The 20,395-nt window shown below is 36.7% G+C and carries 27 protein-coding genes; 13 read left to right on the top strand and 14 right to left on the bottom strand.

What is annotated here, in order from left to right; translation table 11 throughout:
- Positions 1-2: 2 nt before the first annotated feature.
- Complete coding sequence (gene prpC / locus AC07U8_RS09805; protein WP_004821331.1) at positions 3-1,139, top strand: bifunctional 2-methylcitrate synthase/citrate synthase; 1,137 nt, start codon at positions 3-5, stop codon at positions 1,137-1,139.
- Positions 1,140-1,195: 56 nt separating this feature from the next.
- Here the strand turns inward: prpC and AC07U8_RS09810 are convergent, their stop codons facing one another.
- The 3 genes from AC07U8_RS09810 to AC07U8_RS09820 form a co-directional block, all read right to left on the bottom strand.
- On the bottom strand, positions 1,196-1,783 hold the full coding sequence (locus AC07U8_RS09810; RefSeq protein WP_419338289.1) for a hypothetical protein: 588 nt from the start codon (positions 1,781-1,783) through the stop codon (positions 1,196-1,198).
- 12 nt (positions 1,784-1,795) lie between these two features.
- Positions 1,796-2,419, bottom strand: coding sequence for a hypothetical protein (locus tag AC07U8_RS09815; RefSeq protein ID WP_166782533.1), 624 nt, complete (start codon positions 2,417-2,419; stop codon positions 1,796-1,798).
- Positions 2,420-2,623: 204 nt separating this feature from the next.
- The gene (locus AC07U8_RS09820; RefSeq protein WP_004821337.1) at positions 2,624-4,294 is read right to left on the bottom strand and encodes an FMN-binding glutamate synthase family protein; all 1,671 of its coding nucleotides are present in this window, start codon (positions 4,292-4,294) and stop codon (positions 2,624-2,626) included.
- 186 nt (positions 4,295-4,480) lie between these two features.
- On the opposite strand from AC07U8_RS09820, the gene AC07U8_RS09825 reads away from it, so the two are divergent.
- Positions 4,481-4,696, top strand: a complete 216-nt coding sequence (locus tag AC07U8_RS09825; protein WP_494737776.1) for a hypothetical protein — start codon at positions 4,481-4,483, stop codon at positions 4,694-4,696.
- Between the two features lie 99 nt (positions 4,697-4,795).
- Positions 4,796-5,251: a DUF6896 domain-containing protein gene (locus AC07U8_RS09830; protein ID WP_494737777.1), complete on the top strand. Its 456-nt coding sequence runs from the start codon at positions 4,796-4,798 to the stop codon at positions 5,249-5,251.
- Between the two features lie 231 nt (positions 5,252-5,482).
- Here AC07U8_RS09830 and AC07U8_RS09835 read toward each other — a convergent pair whose 3' ends face one another.
- The gene (locus AC07U8_RS09835; RefSeq protein ID WP_494737778.1) at positions 5,483-6,646 is read right to left on the bottom strand and encodes a ribosomal protein uL16 3-hydroxylase; all 1,164 of its coding nucleotides are present in this window, start codon (positions 6,644-6,646) and stop codon (positions 5,483-5,485) included.
- A 404-nt stretch (positions 6,647-7,050) separates the two neighbouring features.
- On the opposite strand from AC07U8_RS09835, the gene AC07U8_RS09840 reads away from it, so the two are divergent.
- From AC07U8_RS09840 to AC07U8_RS09850, 3 genes are all read left to right on the top strand, one after another.
- Positions 7,051-7,293: a type II toxin-antitoxin system ParD family antitoxin gene (locus AC07U8_RS09840; protein WP_494737779.1), complete on the top strand. Its 243-nt coding sequence runs from the start codon at positions 7,051-7,053 to the stop codon at positions 7,291-7,293.
- Positions 7,286-7,579, top strand: a complete 294-nt coding sequence (locus tag AC07U8_RS09845) for a type II toxin-antitoxin system RelE/ParE family toxin (RefSeq protein WP_494737780.1) — start codon at positions 7,286-7,288, stop codon at positions 7,577-7,579. The genes AC07U8_RS09840 and AC07U8_RS09845 overlap by 8 nt, the downstream gene beginning before the upstream one ends.
- A gap of 195 nt (positions 7,580-7,774) precedes the next feature.
- Entirely contained in the window at positions 7,775-8,296 is a 522-nt protein-coding gene (locus tag AC07U8_RS09850; RefSeq protein WP_494737781.1) for a hypothetical protein, read from the top strand.
- 47 nt (positions 8,297-8,343) lie between these two features.
- Here AC07U8_RS09850 and AC07U8_RS09855 read toward each other — a convergent pair whose 3' ends face one another.
- Positions 8,344-8,937, bottom strand: coding sequence for a Maf family protein (locus AC07U8_RS09855; protein ID WP_494738593.1), 594 nt, complete (start codon positions 8,935-8,937; stop codon positions 8,344-8,346).
- A gap of 21 nt (positions 8,938-8,958) precedes the next feature.
- Positions 8,959-9,342, bottom strand: a complete 384-nt coding sequence (locus tag AC07U8_RS09860) for a DUF2237 family protein (protein ID WP_004720680.1) — start codon at positions 9,340-9,342, stop codon at positions 8,959-8,961.
- A gap of 139 nt (positions 9,343-9,481) precedes the next feature.
- Here AC07U8_RS09860 and AC07U8_RS09865 point away from each other — a divergent pair, with 139 nt between their 5' ends.
- The 6 genes from AC07U8_RS09865 (at position 9,482) to AC07U8_RS09890 (ending at position 14,703) form a co-directional block, all read left to right on the top strand.
- Positions 9,482-10,669, top strand: a complete 1,188-nt coding sequence (locus tag AC07U8_RS09865; protein WP_105712728.1) for a phosphoglycerate kinase — start codon at positions 9,482-9,484, stop codon at positions 10,667-10,669.
- A 148-nt stretch (positions 10,670-10,817) separates the two neighbouring features.
- Positions 10,818-11,096 carry a hypothetical protein gene (locus tag AC07U8_RS09870; protein WP_154129743.1) on the top strand — a complete coding sequence of 93 codons (279 nt, stop codon included), beginning with the start codon at positions 10,818-10,820 and terminating at the stop codon, positions 11,094-11,096.
- Positions 11,097-11,224: 128 nt separating this feature from the next.
- On the top strand, positions 11,225-12,262 hold the full coding sequence (gene fba / locus AC07U8_RS09875; protein ID WP_004720677.1) for a class II fructose-bisphosphate aldolase: 1,038 nt from the start codon (positions 11,225-11,227) through the stop codon (positions 12,260-12,262).
- A 115-nt stretch (positions 12,263-12,377) separates the two neighbouring features.
- Positions 12,378-13,229: an EamA family transporter gene (locus AC07U8_RS09880; RefSeq protein WP_494737782.1), complete on the top strand. Its 852-nt coding sequence runs from the start codon at positions 12,378-12,380 to the stop codon at positions 13,227-13,229.
- 101 nt (positions 13,230-13,330) lie between these two features.
- A complete protein-coding gene (locus AC07U8_RS09885; RefSeq protein ID WP_494737783.1) occupies positions 13,331-13,939 on the top strand; it encodes a GNAT family N-acetyltransferase in 609 nt (202 codons plus the stop codon).
- Positions 13,940-14,091: 152 nt separating this feature from the next.
- On the top strand, positions 14,092-14,703 hold the full coding sequence (locus tag AC07U8_RS09890) for a GNAT family N-acetyltransferase (RefSeq protein ID WP_494737784.1): 612 nt from the start codon (positions 14,092-14,094) through the stop codon (positions 14,701-14,703).
- A 22-nt stretch (positions 14,704-14,725) separates the two neighbouring features.
- Here AC07U8_RS09890 and AC07U8_RS09895 read toward each other — a convergent pair whose 3' ends face one another.
- The 7 genes from AC07U8_RS09895 to AC07U8_RS09925 all read right to left on the bottom strand — a co-directional run bounded on the left by AC07U8_RS09895 (position 14,726) and on the right by AC07U8_RS09925 (position 19,218).
- Positions 14,726-15,268: a CbrC family protein gene (locus AC07U8_RS09895; RefSeq protein ID WP_494737785.1), complete on the bottom strand. Its 543-nt coding sequence runs from the start codon at positions 15,266-15,268 to the stop codon at positions 14,726-14,728.
- A 40-nt stretch (positions 15,269-15,308) separates the two neighbouring features.
- Positions 15,309-16,349, bottom strand: coding sequence for an AlbA family DNA-binding domain-containing protein (locus tag AC07U8_RS09900; protein WP_419338282.1), 1,041 nt, complete (start codon positions 16,347-16,349; stop codon positions 15,309-15,311).
- A 201-nt stretch (positions 16,350-16,550) separates the two neighbouring features.
- Positions 16,551-17,189, bottom strand: a complete 639-nt coding sequence (locus AC07U8_RS09905; RefSeq protein WP_494737786.1) for a DUF4304 domain-containing protein — start codon at positions 17,187-17,189, stop codon at positions 16,551-16,553.
- A 21-nt stretch (positions 17,190-17,210) separates the two neighbouring features.
- On the bottom strand, positions 17,211-17,810 hold the full coding sequence (locus tag AC07U8_RS09910; RefSeq protein ID WP_494737787.1) for a hypothetical protein: 600 nt from the start codon (positions 17,808-17,810) through the stop codon (positions 17,211-17,213).
- 47 nt (positions 17,811-17,857) lie between these two features.
- Entirely contained in the window at positions 17,858-18,169 is a 312-nt protein-coding gene (locus tag AC07U8_RS09915; protein WP_494737788.1) for a hypothetical protein, read from the bottom strand.
- A 21-nt stretch (positions 18,170-18,190) separates the two neighbouring features.
- The gene (locus AC07U8_RS09920; protein WP_494737789.1) at positions 18,191-18,541 is read right to left on the bottom strand and encodes a hypothetical protein; all 351 of its coding nucleotides are present in this window, start codon (positions 18,539-18,541) and stop codon (positions 18,191-18,193) included.
- Between the two features lie 26 nt (positions 18,542-18,567).
- Complete coding sequence (locus AC07U8_RS09925; protein WP_004720662.1) at positions 18,568-19,218, bottom strand: A1S_1983 family putative colistin resistance protein; 651 nt, start codon at positions 19,216-19,218, stop codon at positions 18,568-18,570.
- A 100-nt stretch (positions 19,219-19,318) separates the two neighbouring features.
- Here AC07U8_RS09925 and ispF point away from each other — a divergent pair, with 100 nt between their 5' ends.
- Complete coding sequence (ispF, locus tag AC07U8_RS09930; protein WP_151957366.1) at positions 19,319-19,810, top strand: 2-C-methyl-D-erythritol 2,4-cyclodiphosphate synthase; 492 nt, start codon at positions 19,319-19,321, stop codon at positions 19,808-19,810.
- 204 nt (positions 19,811-20,014) lie between these two features.
- On the opposite strand, the gene rpsT is transcribed toward ispF, so the two are convergent.
- Positions 20,015-20,281 carry a 30S ribosomal protein S20 gene (gene rpsT / locus AC07U8_RS09935; protein WP_004720657.1) on the bottom strand — a complete coding sequence of 89 codons (267 nt, stop codon included), beginning with the start codon at positions 20,279-20,281 and terminating at the stop codon, positions 20,015-20,017.
- Positions 20,282-20,395: the final 114 nt, after the last annotated feature.

Below are 20,395 nucleotides of genomic sequence, written 5' to 3' on the forward strand. Positions count from 1 at the left end.
AAATGGCTGAAGGAAAAGTACTTACAGGCGCAGGATTGCGTGGTCAAGTTGCAGGCAAAACAGCACTTTCTACAGTGGGTAAGAGTGGCGCAGGCTTAACTTATCGTGGTTATGATGTGCAAGACCTTGCAGAAAATTGCCAATTTGAAGAAGTTGCATACCTTATTTTCTTTGGTGAATTGCCTACAGCAGAACAGTTGGCGACATATAAAGCCAAATTAAAATCACTTCGCCAGTTACCGCAAGCTTTAAAAGAAGTGTTGGAACGAATTCCTGCTGATTCACATCCAATGGATGTGATGCGTACAGGGGTTTCAATGTTAGGAAATTTGGAAACTGAAAAATCATTTGATCAACAGCAAGATGTGGCAGATCGTATTCTTGCAACTTTGCCAGCGATCATTTGTTATTGGTACCGTTTTAGTCATGATGGTGTACGTATTGAAGAAAATACCGATGACGATTCAATTGGTGCACAATTCTTGCATTTACTGCGTGGTGAAAAGCCAAATGAATTACATGAACAAGTGATGAATGTTTCATTAATTCTTTATGCTGAGCATGAGTTTAACGCGTCAACATTTACTGCACGTGTATGTGCTTCAACATTGTCTGATATGCACTCGTGTATTACTGGTGCAATTGGTTCACTGCGTGGACCTTTGCATGGCGGCGCAAATGAAGCTGCGATGGAAATGATTGAAAACTGGACGTCACCAGAACAAGCTGAACGTGAAATGCTGGGTAAACTTGAACGTAAAGAAAAGATCATGGGCTTTGGTCATGCGATCTATAAAGACAATGACCCGCGTAATGGCATCATTAAAATTTGGGCTGAGCGTTTAGCAAAAGATGTTGGTGATACAGTGCTTTACCCAGTATCAGTACGTTGTGAAGAAGTGATGTGGCGTGAGAAGAAGTTGTTCTGTAATGCGGATTTCTTCCATGCATCTGCATATCATTTCATGGATATTGCAACAAAATTATTCACACCAATCTTTGTGATGTCTCGTGTTACTGGTTGGGCAGCGCATGTAATGGAACAACGTGCTGACAATCGTATTATTCGTCCAAGCGCGGATTATACTGGTCCAGAACTCCGCAAAGTTGTACCAATCACTGAGCGCTCTGCGGCGTAATGAATTGATCAAGATTGATAAAAGCAGTAAAAATAAAGCCTCTTAAGAGGCTTTATTTATTTAGGAAGCTGACCTGTAGGAAATAAAACAACAGCTTCTTCACGGCTATATCCTTCATCAAAAGGTAAGCTGAGTGATTCAAAAGTAATCAGCACCCCTTTGTTTTTTGGCAGTTCAAAAGCCTGTTTAAGTTTAATTTCTGGACTGTAACTGGTTAAATTCTGTTGAAGACTTTGATATTGCGGACTGGATATTGTAAATATCGAGCCATAAATTGTTTTAAATGAGTCAGAGCTTTGAGTATCAGATGGTCTTTGTTCGAGTAGATTAACGTTAAAGTCTTGAAGCACGATCTTTTTAAGCGGTTTAAGCTGAGTCTTTATGCTTGAAAGTTTTTGCTGAAAGGTTTGTTGATCTGTAATACCTGTAAAATTTTCATCGTATTTGAGCAGATCATAGCGTTTTTCACTCAGTGAATAGCGATAAACTCTTGGAATGTCATAGCTTGCTGAATTTTCAAGAATTAAAACCGCTTTTTTATCTGAATCATAGCCGAGGACTTCAAGTGAAATATTGCTATAACTTTTTGCAAAAGCGAGAGCGCTAAAACTGAATAAGAGCGTTGATGTGATTATTTTTAACACGATTTATCCTCATTATTGTATTGGTAAGAGCAAAACAGCATCTTCAACATCATAGCCTGTTTCTTCTGGAATGCCGAAATATTTAACCACAATCAGCAGCTTATTCTGATTTGGCACGACATAGTTCTGAGTGATTTTTATTGTTTTAGCATACTGTATAGCTTGTTGGTTTTTGCTTTTTAAAGAAGCTGTTGTAACTTTGTATATGGTTTTATATTGAGGAATCTTTTGGGATTGATCATGCCAAGCAGGGACGTAATGAGTTTGACTTTGCACCACTTGAATTTTTGCTGTATTGGCATTTCCTATAAGTAACGGTGTTAAACGCTTTTTAATTTTATTTAGGTCTTTTTCAAACTGGATAGCATCTTGATCATAGTCAATTTGATGCGTTTTGGGATTAATATATAACGATTGTACTTCAATCAACTTGTCAGGTGTTTTACTGTTGAGCTGATAATAGTATAACTGTGGCAAGCGCCCACGCTCATCTTCATAGTGTCGTAACAGATAAAGTTTTTGTTGTTTTGCTTCATAACCCAATACTTCTATTGTTTGTCCACCACCGACAGTTGCATAACAATGTAATGACGTTGTAAGGATAGTGGTGGTGGTTATGTGCTTTAGAAATTTCATCCGCAAATATTCTTGATGTGTTTTAAGCTATCTTGCTTAAATATTGTTTAGATTAAAATGGCGTTTGAGTAAAAATAAACTCCAATATAAATTTAAATAAAAAACAGAAGAATAAAAATTCACAAGATTAGGTTTCTTTATAAATGCTAGATATAAAAAAGGAGATCATATTGATCTCCTTAATGAAATTTCGCTTGCGAATAATTAAAAATGTTCAGCAGTTGCTAAGTTCCACATTCTAAAATAGAAGTTTTCTTCATCTTTATTTTCACAACTGAGCAATTCGCCGTCTTTCATCCAAAAGTGCAATTGAGCATAGTTTTTGATTTCACGGTCATTAATTCGTTGTGCCAAATGATGTGCTTTAATCTCAGCAGGATGTTGTAAACCAGCTGCGGCAATCATTTCCGCAAGCGCTTTTAAGGTGTTTTTTTGGAAACTAAACACACGGTCTGCTTTAGATGGCACATCAAGTGCTTTTTGACGTTCTTTGTTCTGCGTTGCAACGCCAACAGGACATTGGTTGGTATGACAACTTTGTGCTTGGATACAACCCACCGCAAACATAAAGCCACGTGCAGAATTGACCCAGTCGGCACCCATAGCCATAGTACTGGCGATATCAAATGCACTGATAATTTTACCACTTGCGCCAATCTTGATTTGAGAACGTAAACCTGCGCCAATTAAGGTATTGTTTACAAAAAGCAGGCCTTCACGTAAAGGTGTACCCATATGATCAATCAGTTCAATAGGGGCAGCACCTGTACCGCCCTCTGAACCATCAACTACAATAAAATCTGGAGTGATTTTGGTCAGCAGCATGGCTTTTACAATGCTCATAAATTGCCAAGGTTGCCCGATACACAATTTAAAACCAACCGGTTTACCGTTGGATAGCTCACGTAATTGCTGAATAAAATGCATCATTTCAATAGGGTTGCTAAAAGCAGAATGTGTTGCTGGAGAAATACAATCCACGTCCATAGAAACCCCGCGTATTTCGGCAATTTCTTTGGTGATTTTATCTTTAGGAAGAATACCGCCGTGCCCTGGTTTTGCCCCTTGGGATAGTTTGATTTCGATCATTTTGATCTGAGGCAAAGCCGCTTGTTGCTTAAATTTTTCAGGATCAAACTTACCATCTAAAGTACGGCAACCAAAATAGCCACTGGCAATTTCCCAAACAATATCACCACCCGGTTCAAGGTGATAAGGACTTAAGCTCCCTTCACCTGTGTCATGATAAAAGTTGCCTTTTTTTGCACCAGTATTTAAAGCAAGAATGGCATTTGCACTCAAACTACCAAAACTCATTGCTGAGATATTCATGATCGAAGCGCTATAAGGTTGTGAGCACTGATCATTACCAATACTAATTCTAAATGTATTAAAATCAGCAGGTGTTTTGGGTGTCATCGAATGGGTTAAAAAACGATAGTCATCTTGATAGACATCAATAATTGAACCAAAAGGCTTATCTGCATTTTCATTTTTAGCACGTTGGTAAACTAAGCTTCTTTGTGCACGTGAAAAAGGTAATGCATCATCATCAGATTCAATGAAATATTGACGAATTTCAGGACGGATATCTTCAAAGAAAAATCGGAAATGTCCCATTAAAGGATAATTTCTTAAAATAGAATGTTGTGTTTGGATGATATCGGCAAAGCCAATTGCGGCCAGTATGGATGAAATAATCCAAGCTAAATTCAGTACAGTATCTGAAAAAAAGTAATAAATATAATGACCTTCGTTAAAGAAAATAATCCAAGTCAAATATAAAGATACAAATATACAAAGGAACCAAACAGAATAACGGGAGAAAAAAGTATTGAGAAGTTGATGTCGAATTGCTTGAGCAGGACTTGCCATGAAGTAAATATCTCATTCTTTATATAGCGCTAAATTGCCCAAATTGATGAAAAAGCTCAAGTAATGATTTGTTAGACTTGAGAATGGTTCTAGATTAATAATTGAATGATTTATTTTCTAAACAATTTGAGTTAATTTAACTGAAATATTTATTCAATATGCGATGAAAACAAAAAGGAATCGAAAATGTTTGAAGAGTTTCTGACAAAATTGTTAAACCCAAGTATCAGTTTTTTAGCCATTTATGTTTCTGTAATCGTTGTTATTGCTTATATCGGGCTATTCTTCCAGTTTTTTAAAATTAAAAATCTAAAACAGGAAAATGAGACATTAAAGCATCAGTTAAGTTTTCAAGCTCACTCAAATATCAGTTTGAGCAAGGATGAAGGAATTATTTCTTAAAATTATGCTGAAAATAAATTGATAGAAATAAAGCCTGAATTTTCAGGCTTTATTTGATAAGTTTTAATTATTTAGCTTTGAAATTTTGACAGTAATTATATGATCAACCTTACTTCTGATGTAGAACAGGAATTATTAACAGCAATTGACAACTATAAAGCCATTGCTGAAGTGCTTATTGATAAATTAATTACAGAAACAGACCAACCTGAAAAGGAAAAAATTAACGCAGGACACTATTACGAAATACAAGATGCTGATTTTTTAAATGGACAAAAAACGCTATCGGAAGATTGGTCTTTTTTTGTGCATGGAGAACACTGTATGTTTGAGAATTTAATAACAGGACAAATTCTTGAAGTTTCGCTTGGAAACAAAGAAAGTATTGGCAATCTTGACCCATATTTCTTTTATAATTTTCTCAAGACAACAGTTGAATTCAATCACTTAACAAAATACTTCGTTAATCCCTTTAGTAGTACTTTAGACTTTTTTGAAAAACTTGAACGACAAAAAATATTGACAATAGATTTCGGAGTTTATCGAAAACTATGAGAAAAAATAATCTGATAAAAGGACAATAAAGTCACAGCAAAGTCTTTATCTCTAGTGGGATGAAGTGTTTAATTTTACTTTGGTTAAGTCCTCAAGCTCACTCAAATATCAGCTTGAGCAAGGATGAAGGAATTATTTCTTAAAATTATGCTGAAAGTAAATTGATAGAAATAAAGCCTGAATTTTCAGGCTTTATTTAAGCGTTACATTGTTAGAGTTAGATTGCGAATTTTATTCGTCAGTTGGAACAAGCATCAAGATAGATTCATTTAATAATCCAGCAATGTCCTCTAATATTTCATCATCAGACAATTCATGATTGAGTTTGACACTTTGTCCATCTGCAATCTGCTTTAAATGGGGTACAAATTGTTCAGAAATACAGATCGATTCACCATTTGCCCAGAATAATAATTCATGATCCTGTTCAAGATAAATTAATCGAGAGGCTGGCTCAATTTGTAGTAAATAGCCTTGTTCAAGAACTTCTTCTAAATCTCCAGTGCCAATCGCTTCAACATCTGGAATATTTTCAGGGTACTTTGCTTCAGCCATTAGACTCATAATGGCATCTTCTAACACTTTAGAATTATTTAATTTTGCCAACAATTCAGTTTTTAAATAATCGAGTTCAGCTTGTGTCACTTGCCCAATCGGGTTTTGTTTATTCCGTAAGATGTCGATAAGCGGATTACGTAGTTGTTGGTCTTCGACAAATTTATCACTGACACGATCCATCATGTCGGCAATATTTGGCATACGGAAACCAAAAGAGTAGGTTAGGCAATCATCTTCTGCGACACCGTAATGCGACAATCCTGGTGGGACATAAAGTAAATCGCCTGGCGCTAAAACTTCATCAAAATTGATCTCCATTTCTGGAAGTAGCTTTAACGGCTGCCCTTCAACAAATTCAGATTCAGCATCACACATTTGTCCAAGTTGCCAACGGCGGTGTCCATAACCTTGTACAAGAAATACATCATAAAAGTCAAAATGCTGACCTACAGAACCACCTTTAGCAGCATAAGAGACCATAATGTCATCACGACGCCACTGTGGAATAAAAGGAAATTTCTTCCAAAGCTCTGCTAAATCAAATGAATAGTGATCAACAGCTTGAATCAATAAGGTCCAAAGCTTTGGCATTTTTTGAAAATCACCTTTGATGAGTGGTGATGATTTTACTGACCATTGATTTGGGTCTTTGTCTTTTTGCTTAATCAGGCGTGCTGTGATGTTTTCATCCAGAGCAAGCTCCATGACGTCATCTGGAACAAGGATATTGGCAATTTCAGGTAAAGCATTACGAACCAATAAAGGTTTTTTTTGCCAGTATTCTGAGAGGAATTGTTCAGCAGTAATTCCGCCAAGAACATCTAAAGGTAGGGACATGAAAATAGCCTAAGCAAATTTGAATCTATAATGTGGCTATTGTCTTATGTTAAGTAAAAGGGTGCAAGTTGATTTCTAAACCATAATTTTTAAATGTTGATAGCGAGTTTTGTTACATATACATTCAAAAGTTGAGTTGTTTCCAAATCATCCAAATTGAAATTACAATTTGCTACAAGCTGAATCAATCGGTTTCGCTTAAGAAATTTAATTAACTTTATTACTACTTAAATAACAAATAAGATATATACAGATCTGTATAGATAAACAAATAAACTTTTAAGTCTACTGAGTAAGATTTAGAAAACTTATACAATAACTGATGTCGAATAATATTTACTCTGTTTTAATTGACCACTATATATGCTAAATTGTGTTATCTATTAACACAAAAGAAGAGTCTTATGCCTAGAACAACAAGTGTAACTATTGGCTCACAACTTGATGAGTTTGTCACCACACTCATTGAATCGGGGCGTTATGGCTCAACGAGTGAAGTTATACGTTCAGCATTACGGTTATTAGAGCAGCAAGAGAATCAAGCGATGGCTCTAAGAAGGGCTATTGAAGCGGGTGATGAAAGTGGAGAAAGTGATCTCAACTTAAAAGATATAGCTGCCAAAGTTAAACTGAAACACAATGTATAAACTATCTAATTTGGCGGTAGAAGACTTTACAGCAATTTATGAATATACATTGCTTAACTTTGGTGTCATGCAAGCTGATAAGTACACTGAACATTTAGAGAGTACATTTAACCTTTTAGCCACTTCACCACTAATAGGGTATGAATGCGCAGAAATAGGAGCGAGTGTACGTCGGCATGATCATCATCAACATGCTGTTTTTTATCGCATCCAAGATCAAAATATTTTTATTATTAGAATACTTCATCAGCAAATGCACCCAATGAAGCGCTTTTTTGATCTATAGAATAAGAGATTAGAGTGAGGTTACCTAGCTAATTATCCTAGAACTGCTGATATCAACTCTTGGTTATTTATAGAAATTTGCAAGGTACTCTTGCTTATTTCAGTTATTATTCCAATCTATTTATGTAAATTTTAGTAGAAACGATGAATAGCCGCTGATTTTGTAGATACCTTTTAGTTAAATTTGCTGATTTTTATGGAACAACCAACATTATTCCTAATTCCTAAAAAAGAAGGTTTAGTAATTCTGACTTTAAAAAATGTAGGACCTTTTGATGTTACTTTAAGCAATCCTAAAAAATGGGAAGCAATACCGAAAGTAGGTGATGAAGTAAATACCGATAAAACTTGGTATGAGATTGTTTTTGGTGGCTTGTATAAGGATGTTTCATGGACTACACGATTTGGTTTAGAAAATAAATATTTAATTAAAGATGAATTGCAGTCTGATCAAGCACGTTATGGCTCTTTTATTGTTAAATCTGATACTGAAAGAACTCTACGCTTTTTAGTTCCTTACAAAGATATTGAATTTCGTTCTAATACGGGATTGATTGATGGTAATCGAACCAAAGAGGGGTATGTTTTATTGGATTATCATGCAGGAGTTTTGGATAGTAGCTGGATAATGTATATTGATTTTGGTGGTGTATTCTCTCAGCGTGTATGGAAAGCAGAAAAAACCTCAACAGTAAAAGGCTGGGTAAATTTACAATAATGCTTGCACCTTTAAACTCATAGAAAATTAATGATCAGAAACTATGATTAAGGCAGTTGGATTCCCAACTTCCTTAAAATTCCACATAACTGAATCATTGGCATACCCATCAAAGTGGTTTGGTCTTGCCCAATCATTTGTTCAAATAAACCAATACCAAGACTTTCACACTTAAAGCTACCAGCACAATGCAGAGGTTGATCAATTTCGATATAACGCTCAATTTCAGTCAAAGTTAAGTCACGAAATTTCACATGATAATGCTCGACCAAGGTTTGTTCAAAATCAGAAGCCAAATGTTGCACACTTAAGGCAGTACTAAAAAAGACATTTTTGCCTGAATTGGCTTGTAGCTGTTGAATGGCTTTTTCTACAGATAGAGGTTTTCCAATAAAATCTTGTGGTGCATGTTCACGCCAAGCCACCTGATCTGACCCAATCACAATTGCATTTGGATGATCTTGTGCAATGATTCGGGCTTTTTCAAAAGCCAAGCGTTTAGCCAAATCATCGGCATGAGACTCACCCTGTGGTGATTCATCGATTTCAGGAGAGATACAATGATAGTCTAAGCGCAAACGATTCATTAAATCTTTACGGGTTTGGCTCGATGAAGCCAAAATAATTTCAGGGTGATTCATCTTTGAATAATTCATGCCTAGTTATACTGCATATTCCATCAAGAGATCTAAGGGAACATACGCCAAAACAGCTTGATGACAGGCTTGTAGTTTTACACGAGGTGCCATATCGTTTTGATAGGCCTCAACCCAACGCGTCACACATAAACACCAAAAATCACCAGGTTGTAGTCCCGGAAAGCCGTGTTCTGGCAGCGGTGTAATTAGGTCATTTCCCACTTTTTGTGAAAAATTTAAAAATTCTGAAGTCATTTCAGCGCATACAGTGTGCTGGCCGAGGTCGGTTGTTGCTGTATGGCAGAAACCATTACGAAAATAACCTGTGATTGGAGAAAAACAACAACTTGCTAAAGGTTCACCTAAGACATTTAAACCATTGATTTTAGGATCGGGATGAAAAGACATAAGCGTATAGAATTTAAAAGTTCGCCCTATAATAATCAAATCTCAACTTTTCTACAGCTTTTCTACAAAAGTATCTAACCTTTTTTTGTGTAATCATTTAGAATCTACGCGATTTTTAATATCTATAAGAGAGCTATACATGAATTTTCAGCGTATGACTGACCTCGATTTAGCAGGCAAGCGTGTACTTATTCGTGAAGACTTAAACGTACCTGTTAAAAATGGTGTGATTACAAGTGATGCACGTTTACGTGCTGCATTACCGACAATTAAATTGGCACTTGAGAAAGGTGCTGCGGTCATGGTGTATTCTCATCTTGGTCGTCCCGTTGAAGGTGAACCAAAAGCGGAACAATCATTAGCTCCTGTAGCTGCATATTTAACTGAGGCACTTGGTCAAGACGTTAAATTATTTACAGATTATTTAGATGGTGTTGAAGTTGCAGCAGGGCAAGTGGTATTACTTGAAAACTGTCGTTTCAATGTGGGTGAAAAGAAAAATAATGCTGAACTTTCAGCAAAATATGCAGCGCTTTGTGATGTATTTGTGATGGATGCCTTTGGTACAGCGCATCGTGCAGAAGCATCAACTGAAGGCGTAGCACGCTTAGCAAAAGTTGCAGCAGCGGGCCCTTTGCTTGCAGCTGAATTAGATGCTTTAGGTCGTGCGTTGCAAACACCTGAAAAACCAATGGTTGCAATTGTTGCTGGTTCTAAAGTTTCTACTAAACTTGATGTTTTAACTTCGCTTTCTGATATTTGTGATCAATTGATTGTTGGTGGTGGTATTGCCAATACATTCTTAGCTGCAGCTGGCTTCAATGTCGGTAAATCATTGTGTGAAAATGATTTGATTGACACAGCGAAAGCGATTGCGGCAAAAGTATCTGTTCCACTTCCAACCGATGTTGTTGTGGCAGATGCTTCTGCAATCGATTTTGCAGATTTCTTAGGTTCATTGGCAAATGCTAAAGCAATAGTAAAAAAAGTTGAAGATGTAGCAGACAATGACATGATCTTGGATGTCGGTCCTGAAACTGCGAAAGCTTTTGCTGAAATCTTAAAAACGTCTAAAACGATCCTTTGGAATGGTCCAGTTGGCGTGTTTGAAGTGGATCAATTTGGCGAAGGTACAAAAACACTTTCTTTAGCGATTGCAGAATCTGAAGGATTCTCTATTGCTGGTGGTGGTGATACTTTGGCAGCAATTGATAAATACCAAGTTGCAGACAAAATTGGTTATATTTCAACTGGTGGTGGTGCATTCCTTGAATTTGTCGAAGGCAAAACACTTCCAGCTGTAGCGGTATTGCTTGAACGTGCTTAATTGAAAAATTATTTTAATTATGACGTTTATATGAAAGGCTGACCTCGTGTCAGCCTTTTTTATCTGAGAGATTCATTGTAAAGTAATAAAAATGAAATATAACTGCAATAAACTAGATCAAATCCAATCACCAACACTGGGAAATGTGATGAAATTTAAATTTACACTTGCAGCACTTCTTATTGCTCCTTTGGCATTTACTGCATGTTCTAAACAAGAAAAAGCACCAGCCTCAGAACAAACATCTTCTTCTGAAGCTGCTTCAGCAGAATCAGCAAACACATCTGCAGAACAACAAGCTGTGATTGATGCGCTTGATCAGCCTGTTTTGGATGAAAAAAATACAGATGTTCCAGCTGAAAAAGCAAATGCTCCAGCGGATGCGGCTACACCAGCGACTGAAGAAGAAGCAGCTAAAGCTCAATAATCTTTCTAAATGTTGTTATTTGTTAAAAGTCCTCGCAAACGCGGGGATTTTTTATGAAATAGTCAATATTGTTGCTGAATTGAAATAAAGCAACATGTAGAATATGGGGCATTACTTGGGAGGATATTATGGCTCTTATCTCATTGCGCCAACTCTTGGATCATGCCGGTGAACATAGTTACGGCGTTCCAGCGTTTAATGTGAACAATTTAGAACAAATGCGCGCAATTATGTTAGCCGCTGACGCAACAAATTCACCTGTAATTGTGCAAGCTTCTGCTGGTGCACGAAAATATGCAGGTGCTCCATTTTTGCGTCATTTAATTTTAGCTGCTATTGAAGAATGGCCACATATTCCAGTGGTAATGCATCAAGATCACGGTACAAGCCCAGATGTTTGTCAACGTTCGATCCAGCTTGGATTTTCATCTGTAATGATGGATGGTTCTTTAGGTGCCGACGGTAAAACACCAACGTCTTATGAATATAACGTTGATGTAACACGTCGTACTGTTGAAATGGCACATGCATGTGGTGTTTCTGTAGAAGGCGAAATTGGCTGTTTGGGTAGCCTTGAAACAGGTTTGGCTGGTGAAGAAGATGGTGTTGGTGCAGAAGGTGTACTTGATCATTCTCAACTTCTCACTTCTGTTGAAGAAGCACGTCAATTCGTTGCAGATACCAATGTAGATGCTTTAGCAATTGCAGTCGGTACTTCTCATGGTGCGTACAAGTTTACTCGTCCACCTACAGGCGATATCTTGGCAATTGACCGTATTAAAGAAATTCATGCGGCACTTCCAAATACTCACCTCGTGATGCATGGTTCAAGTTCAGTACCACAAGAATGGTTAGCGATTATTAACCAATATGGTGGCGACATTAAAGAAACTTACGGTGTTCCAGTTGAACAGTTGGTTGAAGCAATCAAGCATGGTGTACGTAAAATCAATATCGATACAGATTTACGTTTAGCATCTACAGGTGCAATGCGCCGTATGATGGCTGAAAAACCAAGTGAATTTGACCCACGTAAATTCTTCGGTGAAACTGTTGAAGCAATGAAACAAATCTGTGTAGACCGTTATACAGCATTTGGTACTGCGGGTAATGCGGATAAGATTCGCCCAATTTCTTTAGAAAAAATGGTTGATCGTTATAAATAATCTTTGATGGTTATTGATTACCTAAAAGCCCACTCATGCTAGTGGGCTTTTTGTTGAATAATAGGACTAGCTTCCGCATAAATTTTGCAATGATTGGTGAGATAAGAAATAAATTATGGAACTCATATTTTCAGCAGCACTTTGTAGTGTACTGGTTTCAATGCTTTTAAAGTGGACCAAACAAAAAGGTTTTGATGCATTGCAAATGATTGCTTGGAATTATGCAATCGCCAGTGTATTGAGCTATATCTGGTTTAAGCCTGATTTGGCCCATATTTCAATTTCAAATACACCGTGGTGGTTAATTCTTGGTTTAGGTATTGTATTACCCAGTATTTTTTTATGTCTGGCAAAATCATTACATAGTGCAGGAATTTTAAAAACTGAAATTGCACAGCGATTATCTGTGGTTTTATCATTATTGGCTGCATATTTTTTATTCCAAGAGCAATTTAATCAATTAAAAATGCTCGGTATTGGTTTGGGTATCGTGGCAGTTTTATGTATTGTACTTTCCCAATCGAGTCCATCAAATCCATCCCTCAATCAGAAAGGGATCCTTTATTTACTTAGTGTTTGGGTAGGTTATGCTTTGGTTGATGTTTTATTGAAATATACAACCAGCCTGGGCTTACAGTTCCCAGTTACATTAACCTTGATGTTTATTTGTTCATTTCTATTATCTGTGGGCTATTTGCTGATTCGAAAAACTCAATGGAAGCTACAGAACTTTGTTGCTGGTTTGGCGTTGGGGATTTTAAATTTTGCCAATATTGCTTTATATGTCAAAGCGCATATTTTATTAAAAGATTCTCCAGCCATTGTTTTTGCAGGGATGAATATTCTTGTGGTGTTATTTGGGGTCATTGCAGGGCTGTTAATTTTTAAAGAAAAGCTTAAAGTGATTACAGCTTTAGGACTGGTTTTAGGTTTGGCTGGGGTAGTATGTTTAGCCTTGGCAATATAATGACTTAACAGCAAGAAAGCTTAGTTGTTAATACAATTGATACTGATCACTTTGCAATGAAATCAAACGGTAACTTTATAGATTAAATTGGTGGATATGAGATGGATGCATTTGAACAATTATTTATTCATTTAGATTTACAACTAAATAATATTCGCTTAGTACCACTATCTTTTGAACATGAGCAAGGGCTCGCTGCAGCGTGTCGTGATGGTGAATTGTGGAATCTACGAATTACCTCTACACCACATTACACAGAAGTTAAAGATTATATTGAAAAAGCATTAATACAAAAAGCACAGGGCAGTCGTTATCCCTTTGTTGTCATAGAGCAAAGCTCTGGGAAAGTCTTGGGAACGACCAGTTATCACGATATTTTATTAAACGTAAAACGTTTTGAAATCGGCTATACATGGTATGCACAATCGGCACAGCGGACTCATGTCAATACAAGCTGTAAACTATTGCTATTAGGGTTTGCTTTTGAACAACTTCAAGCCAATACCGTGGCGTTGCGGACTGATCAATTCAATTTTAAAAGTCAAAAGGCCATTGAACGTTTAGGTGCTAAAAAAGATGGCATTATTCGGGGCGATCAAATGCGTAAAGATGGTACGATTCGAGATACAGTGTTGTATAGTATTGCCCAAGGTGAGTGGAACAATGTAAAAGCACATTTACAAGACATGCTGGCACACTATAAAAAATAACTATTTTGTTGAATTGTATATTCTATTCAAGGGCATGCAAATGCCTTTGAAATCATTTGAAAGATCGTCATGGTGATTTCATATTTTGATCATAAAACTTTCAAAAACATAGCGGACAATGGAGGAGCATTCTTTACATTGGTGTAATTGCTGTGAATCAAGATATCTTTTCAACGCTTTATACATCATTACAAACCCATCAAGTGCAGCTTTTACCGCTACAAATAGAACATGAAAACGCTTTAGTTGAGGTATGTAAAGATGGCCGATTGTGGGAATTGGAATATACATCGGTTCCACATTATTCTCAGATCAAGGCTTATATTGCCAAGGCACTTGAACAAAAATCTTTAGGAATACGCGTCCCCTTTGTTGTTTTAAATCAGCAGAATGGTCGTATTGTAGGAACCACCAGTTTCCGGGATTTTATTTGGGAGGTGCGCCGTGTTGAGATTGGCTATACATGGTATGCACAATCAGCACAACGCAGTCATATCAATACCAGTTGTAAGTTGTTATTGCTTGAGTATGCATTTGAAAAACTACAAGCCAACTCCGTTGTATTAAGGACGGATATTCGTAATGTTAAAAGTCAAAGCGCCATTGAGCGTCTAGGTGCGCATTATGATGGTGTGCTACGTCAAGATGCGCTACGAAAGGATGGAACTGTTCGCGATACTGTTATATACAGCATTATCAAAGATGAATGGCAGGGCGTTAAACAGCATTTAAGCCAGTTACTTGCTCAAAGCTATAAGGTTTGACCTATAAGTTTTGATTATGTATTTAACTACAATCTATATGTAAGCGATGTTGTTGGCAATGAATGCATTGAAACAGATAGCCTGTTAAATCACCGTCGATACTGAGGTGATCTTGGATAAGCTCTAATGGATAACCATTTTCTTCGATATCAGCTTTGACCTCATCCCAAATTGGTTTAAGCATTTCACTATCCGCATAAGCGATAAATTGACATGGTTCATTGCAATGCACCAGCCAAATTTCTTGTTGCCAACTATAATAACTTGGCGTTTTTAAGCAGATTTCATCTAAAAATTCAGGGTTGATTTTTTCGGATGGATCATTTGGGTTTGAAGAAACACCTTCAATGCCACAGTAGTCATTGTATTCTCCATCGTATTTTTGCGCTGCTGCACCATTAGCAATACACCACGGACAGATATAATCGGGTTCATCTACGCTATAGAAAGAGCATACATACTTTAAATCACGTTGTTGATTGCAAATCGAACAAATACCATCTTCTTTTTCAAACAGATCAAGTTTGTATGCATTGGGATGATATTTAAACTGAGGGTAATCCATATTTTTGATTCTTCTAGGCAGAGATTTTAACTATTGAATGCTAACAATAAAATTCTACACGAAAACTTTCAATCAGTTCAGGTGGAACACGTGTTGTTTGTCCATTGGTGCGCATAAATAATTCGCCTTTGTAATACAACGGACGGTCTGATTTATTACATTTAAAGACCAATAAGGTTTTTCCTTGAATCTGTATTTCTTCTAATGTGGTATAAATATTTGAAATTTTGTTACTTTCGTGTGCCAGTTTATCAATCAAACTCCGCTTCATTAAGTCGAGTGAATTATTAAAGTGTTCCGCAAGTTCATTTTCAATCCCGACAATGGTTAAATCGTCAGCAACACCTATAAAGACATAACCATTGCGGGTATTCATAAATGCAAAGCACGCTTTGACCCATTTATCTGATTTGCGGTTAGTTAATAGGTCCGTGGTACGTTCTTTAAATTCAATCCGTTGATTTTCACCCAGTTGAATTAAATTAAAATAGTACTCTGAACAGGAGTTTTGCCGATAATGATTGAGTGTGGTCTTAATTTTTTCTAATGATTTATATGCGGCCACGGTTTCTAAATTATGAATATCTTGCCATTGGTAAATTAATTTAATCTTTAATTCATTGGCTAAGTTGGGATCAGCAAGGTATTCAAAGCTCAAATTAAGATATTGTAAAATTTCTGTGTAAATAGCATGACTGGCAATTGGAATGGAAATTTTATTAAAGGTATTTCTAATTTTTTCTAAATTTTTGTGAAACTCAAAAGCTTCTTGGTAAAAGCTTAAATATTTAAACTCATTTAAAATATGTTCATAAGGGCGATGAAATGAGTTAGGAAACAGTTGCTTGGGCGGTATATGGATATATTTTTCAATCTGTTGGAAATAATATCTTAAGGTTGGGTACTTTAAGGCCTGATCAATATTGATTTCAAATTTTTCTGAAAGTGGCTTAGTGGTATAGGCTTGAAAAAACAGCAGTGTTTGGATTTCTTTGTATTTATTGGGGTAGTCATGCCAATGCGTTTCTAGAAACTCATTAAAATTCTTAAATTTATTGGTGAGATACATGTTCAAATCCATAGCAACACCTTTGATCCTCTATTGTTTGGTGTTCGGTATTTACAACAAATATGTCATCAGACTATTTATATACAGTTATTTATAAGTTAATTAAGTCAGGAAATAAAGCGTAAAACTTTAAATCGGATCGTGAAAGTTGTTAGAAAATATAACAAATATTTCAATTTGGTGAATAGGACCTTTGACTACTTCATTTCGCGATTAATTGATAATTTTGGGAATCGCCAAACTTGGATCATGGATAAATGATGCTAATCGTTCTTTTAATGAGGTGGCGCGTTCAGGAACAGCATCAATTGCAATCTCAGCGAGCCTCTTGACCAATTGTAAATCACCAGCAGCACCAGCCACATAGCATAGGGTACACATGTGTGCGGGATGAATCGGATGTATACAGGCCTGATGTGCTTTCTTGAGAAAATCTTCAGGCCAATGTGTCAATTCATTAAAGAAATTTTGGCTTTGACGATTCCACTCAGATACTAGAAATTGCACCATTTCGTTAGCATCTTGTTCATTTGAGGTATATGACCAATCGTTGTCATGATCATTGATTAAATAAGGTAGGATCGAACTACGCCATGCACAATCGAAATCACGCATTTTTTCAATATCTAAAGCTTTACCTGTACATCGCATAACATATTCACCTAATGGGATAAGGTGAATACCGAGATTAACTTGGAAACAATGTCTTTTAATGGAGTGTTGTATATCGATGATTCGAATAACTTCTCCCTCAACCTGCCTAAATACATCGCCTTTTTTTATAAAGCCTTGTGCTTTTAAAATGGGATAAAACTGACGTTGTAATAGTTTGGAAATGACTTTTTTATCCATTAGATATATCCATGGTAGAGGCTAGCATTGCCATAGAAATTTAGCAGTTTTCCCCTGAGGGCAATCGAATAGGTAGGCGGAACCTCCTCCACCAAAATTCATCTCAGTTCTATGATTAGGACCAGTCTCTAGTTGAGCAACAAAGCGCATAGGCTTTTGGCAGCAATTACATTCTGGTGTTTCATCATTTTGCAGCCACTCAGCTTGGCCAGAAAGCTGACCTAAAATTTCTCTCTTGGGCCCTTGCCAAAGTTCACGTGATTGTGAATAGTCTACCTGCGAATCTTGGAAAATCTTGGCGCCATATTCCGCTTCACGTAAGGTATTTTCAGATTCTAACGGTTGGAATTTTTCGAGAGCTTGAACCTCTGTAATGACAATCACTTTATTGCCACCAACGTCTGCATCCCAGTCATCACACATACCTGGATCTTGGCTACACATAAAGATCAGTTCTAAACCGAGATCAGTTTTTACTTTGCCAAGGTATTGCATTGCACCATTACAATTTGTGCAGTGAGGCCATTCAACCTGTAAGCCAATCGTTTTAACAGGAAGACCGCCAAAAGAGGTTTGATCAAGGTGTTGTGAGACTTGGTCTAAAATTAACAGTTGAGTCATGTTTATACCTTATTTTATTTCTATTTTAGCTCTGGGGGCGTTAGATCTTAACTGTGTACAACATATCCAAAGATTCCAACCAAGCTGCTCTTCTGGGTTAAGCCCAATGCAAGTCGAGGTAAGACACAACCTGTAATGATTGTTCCTTTCGGGTAATCATCAGAATTGATTTGTTCTAAAAGTGCTGAGTCACCAATCCGAACAAATGCACAGTCGATAAAATCGTGTTGTGCTGCAAACCAATCCATCATCTTGTGCCAAGGCTGAAAATATTCTGCTGGAGATTCTCCACCATCTTGTTCTACTTCTTTCCACCACTGTGTATTGGTTGTAAGCGGTTCAGTCGTAATGTACGCCAAAGGAAAAATAGTATTGGCAAATTATTGTTGAATCAGTTGAGGCGTAATTTTTTGGCTAGCTGAGTTGTGTGAATGCATGATATAAAAATCTTGAAAATAATCCCCCGAGTTTGAACCCATGCCAACTTCAACATTTGCCATGATATTGGTGATTTCAGCGCTTAGTTTTTGACAAAGTTTTAATTCATCGGAATCAATTTCATGCTGCAATGGGATATTGTGCTTTGAAATAGACCCATCATTATAAACGCTGGTAAAGCGCGAAATGATATTGTTAGGCCATTCATCTGTATCAGCACCCACATCATAATTCTGCATACATTCAGATAATATTTTTAATCTTTCTTCACTTAACGCTAGTTTTATATTCATGATTTTGCCAAATTTAATGATAAATCTTAATCATATAAACGGTAAATTCCAGTAAAGCGCTCACAGCCTTTTTGTGTTGTCGTCACAGACAAAATTGCTTTTTGGAAATTAAGCACATATTTACAGTCATGTTCATTGTCTAAAATTTGATTCTTTTTTTCAGGCGTGGTGTAAGCCAACAATGAGACAATTTGACTATCTTTACGGTTATTGGGATTTCGGTAGGCGATGCCTTCAACTTTAATCCGATCTTTAGTCAGTTGATGGATTTGTAAATGGGCGGGTTGCTTCGAAATTTTACCATGTTCATATTTGATGAAATGTTGGGTTAAGCTTTGATTCATTGAGGTGTAAAAATTTAAGTCTTCTAGGCGAATATCGAACTGTTGTTTAAAACAATCGTTGCTTTTACATTGACTTAAACGGTTGAGCCACAAACGATGTGTATCATTGATTAAGCGTATTGGTGCATCTGTGACCAGATATGCAGTGAGATAGCTCTCATTTAATTGAGCGCGTAGTTCACTATACTGCGAACCACATAACTTTTTTAAAAGTGATGAATCTTGATGCTTACAGTCAAGAGGCAGGGCGTAAACAGCTGATGTACTGATACAGCTCAAAATGAGACCAGACAAGAGTGTTTTAATTTGATTAAATTCTGTATTCAACAGCATGATCGCTTATACTTTCACAATGTTTGCATACGTACTATAGCGAAAGAGAAAGTACGAATACAAGATTTTTAAATTTTAAAAACTGCAAAAGGAGCTAAGAATGATCATACCGATTCGTATTGGGCAGGGAATGGATGTACATGCTTTTGAAGAAGGTGATTTTGTAACTTTGGCAGGCATTCAAATTCCACATACGCATGGTTTAAAAGCACATTCTGATGGTGATGTCGTGTTACACGCATTATGTGATGCTTTATTGGGTGCATTGGCTTTAGGGGATATTGGACAACATTTCCCAGACACAGATGCTGAATTTAAAGGTGCGGATAGCCGTAAGCTCTTAAAACATGTTTATCAATTAATTTTAGATCGTGGTTATAAATTAAATAATGCCGATATTACTGTGGCATGTGAACGGCCTAAATTAGCCAAACACAATTTGGAAATGCGTCAAAGTATTGCAGATGTGTTAGATGTTGATGTGACTCAAATTAGTGTTAAAGCAACAACCACAGAGAAATTGGGCTTTACTGGTCGTCAGGAAGGTATTTTATCCACTGCAACAGTGTTAATTTCACATTTAGCAAAGTAATTATTTTTATAGTTTAGAACTCTAGTCTTAATTTCACATTTAGCAAAATAATTATTTTTATAGTTTAGAACTCTTACTTATCTATCTGCTGAAAAATATTGATGCGATGGTAGATAAGTTTTGATATTTTCTGATTTTAAAGCGCTATAGTCAAATTTTAGCTACAAAAAAAGCCCTTTAAAGGGCTCTTTTCATATGCAAAAATTAGTTAGCTAACGCTTTAACTTGTGCATTCAAGCGGCTCTTGTGACGAGCAGCTTTGTTTTTATGGATGATACCTTTATCCGCCATACGGTCAATAACTGGAACTGCAGCTTTATAAGCTTCAGTTGCGGCAGCATATTCACCAGTAGCGATAGCAGCGATTGTGCGTTTGATATAAGTACGTACCATTGAACGCAAGCTTGCGTTGTGTTTACGTGCTTTAACGTTTTGACGAGCACGTTTTTTTGCTTGAGCAGAGTTTGCCACTCGTGCACTCCTTGAATTAGATGGGTCTGGGCGGGCTGAAACCACATCTGAAAACCACATCAGAGGATTATCACCAGCCCGTAAACAAGTGCCATATTGTGATTAAAGAGGCCA

This window comes from Acinetobacter sp. GW821-FHT01E09 (genome assembly GCF_059422385.1).

Coding starts and splice junctions, on each gene's coding strand:
- AC07U8_RS09840 (WP_494737779.1), top strand. CDS start 7,051: ATGCCTAGAACAACAAGTGTAACTATTGGCTCACAACTTGATGAGTTT.
- AC07U8_RS09895 (WP_494737785.1), bottom strand. CDS start 15,268: ATGGATTACCCTCAGTTTAAATATCATCCCAATGCATACAAACTTGAT.
- AC07U8_RS09925 (WP_004720662.1), bottom strand. CDS start 19,218: ATGCTGTTGAATACAGAATTTAATCAAATTAAAACACTCTTGTCTGGT.
- AC07U8_RS09920 (WP_494737789.1), bottom strand. CDS start 18,541: ATGAATATAAAACTAGCGTTAAGTGAAGAAAGATTAAAAATATTATCT.
- AC07U8_RS09885 (WP_494737783.1), top strand. CDS start 13,331: ATGGATGCATTTGAACAATTATTTATTCATTTAGATTTACAACTAAAT.
- AC07U8_RS09850 (WP_494737781.1), top strand. CDS start 7,775: ATGGAACAACCAACATTATTCCTAATTCCTAAAAAAGAAGGTTTAGTA.
- AC07U8_RS09900 (WP_419338282.1), bottom strand. CDS start 16,349: ATGGATTTGAACATGTATCTCACCAATAAATTTAAGAATTTTAATGAG.
- ispF (WP_151957366.1), top strand. CDS start 19,319: ATGATCATACCGATTCGTATTGGGCAGGGAATGGATGTACATGCTTTT.
- AC07U8_RS09820 (WP_004821337.1), bottom strand. CDS start 4,294: ATGGCAAGTCCTGCTCAAGCAATTCGACATCAACTTCTCAATACTTTT.
- AC07U8_RS09845 (WP_494737780.1), top strand. CDS start 7,286: ATGTATAAACTATCTAATTTGGCGGTAGAAGACTTTACAGCAATTTAT.
- AC07U8_RS09835 (WP_494737778.1), bottom strand. CDS start 6,646: ATGTCCCTACCTTTAGATGTTCTTGGCGGAATTACTGCTGAACAATTC.
- AC07U8_RS09870 (WP_154129743.1), top strand. CDS start 10,818: ATGAAATTTAAATTTACACTTGCAGCACTTCTTATTGCTCCTTTGGCA.
- AC07U8_RS09830 (WP_494737777.1), top strand. CDS start 4,796: ATGATCAACCTTACTTCTGATGTAGAACAGGAATTATTAACAGCAATT.
- AC07U8_RS09860 (WP_004720680.1), bottom strand. CDS start 9,342: ATGTCTTTTCATCCCGATCCTAAAATCAATGGTTTAAATGTCTTAGGT.
- AC07U8_RS09905 (WP_494737786.1), bottom strand. CDS start 17,189: ATGGATAAAAAAGTCATTTCCAAACTATTACAACGTCAGTTTTATCCC.
- AC07U8_RS09855 (WP_494738593.1), bottom strand. CDS start 8,937: ATGAATCACCCTGAAATTATTTTGGCTTCATCGAGCCAAACCCGTAAA.
- AC07U8_RS09815 (WP_166782533.1), bottom strand. CDS start 2,419: ATGAAATTTCTAAAGCACATAACCACCACCACTATCCTTACAACGTCA.
- AC07U8_RS09825 (WP_494737776.1), top strand. CDS start 4,481: ATGTTTGAAGAGTTTCTGACAAAATTGTTAAACCCAAGTATCAGTTTT.
- AC07U8_RS09910 (WP_494737787.1), bottom strand. CDS start 17,810: ATGACTCAACTGTTAATTTTAGACCAAGTCTCACAACACCTTGATCAA.
- AC07U8_RS09865 (WP_105712728.1), top strand. CDS start 9,482: ATGAATTTTCAGCGTATGACTGACCTCGATTTAGCAGGCAAGCGTGTA.
- AC07U8_RS09880 (WP_494737782.1), top strand. CDS start 12,378: ATGGAACTCATATTTTCAGCAGCACTTTGTAGTGTACTGGTTTCAATG.
- prpC (WP_004821331.1), top strand. CDS start 3: ATGGCTGAAGGAAAAGTACTTACAGGCGCAGGATTGCGTGGTCAAGTT.
- fba (WP_004720677.1), top strand. CDS start 11,225: ATGGCTCTTATCTCATTGCGCCAACTCTTGGATCATGCCGGTGAACAT.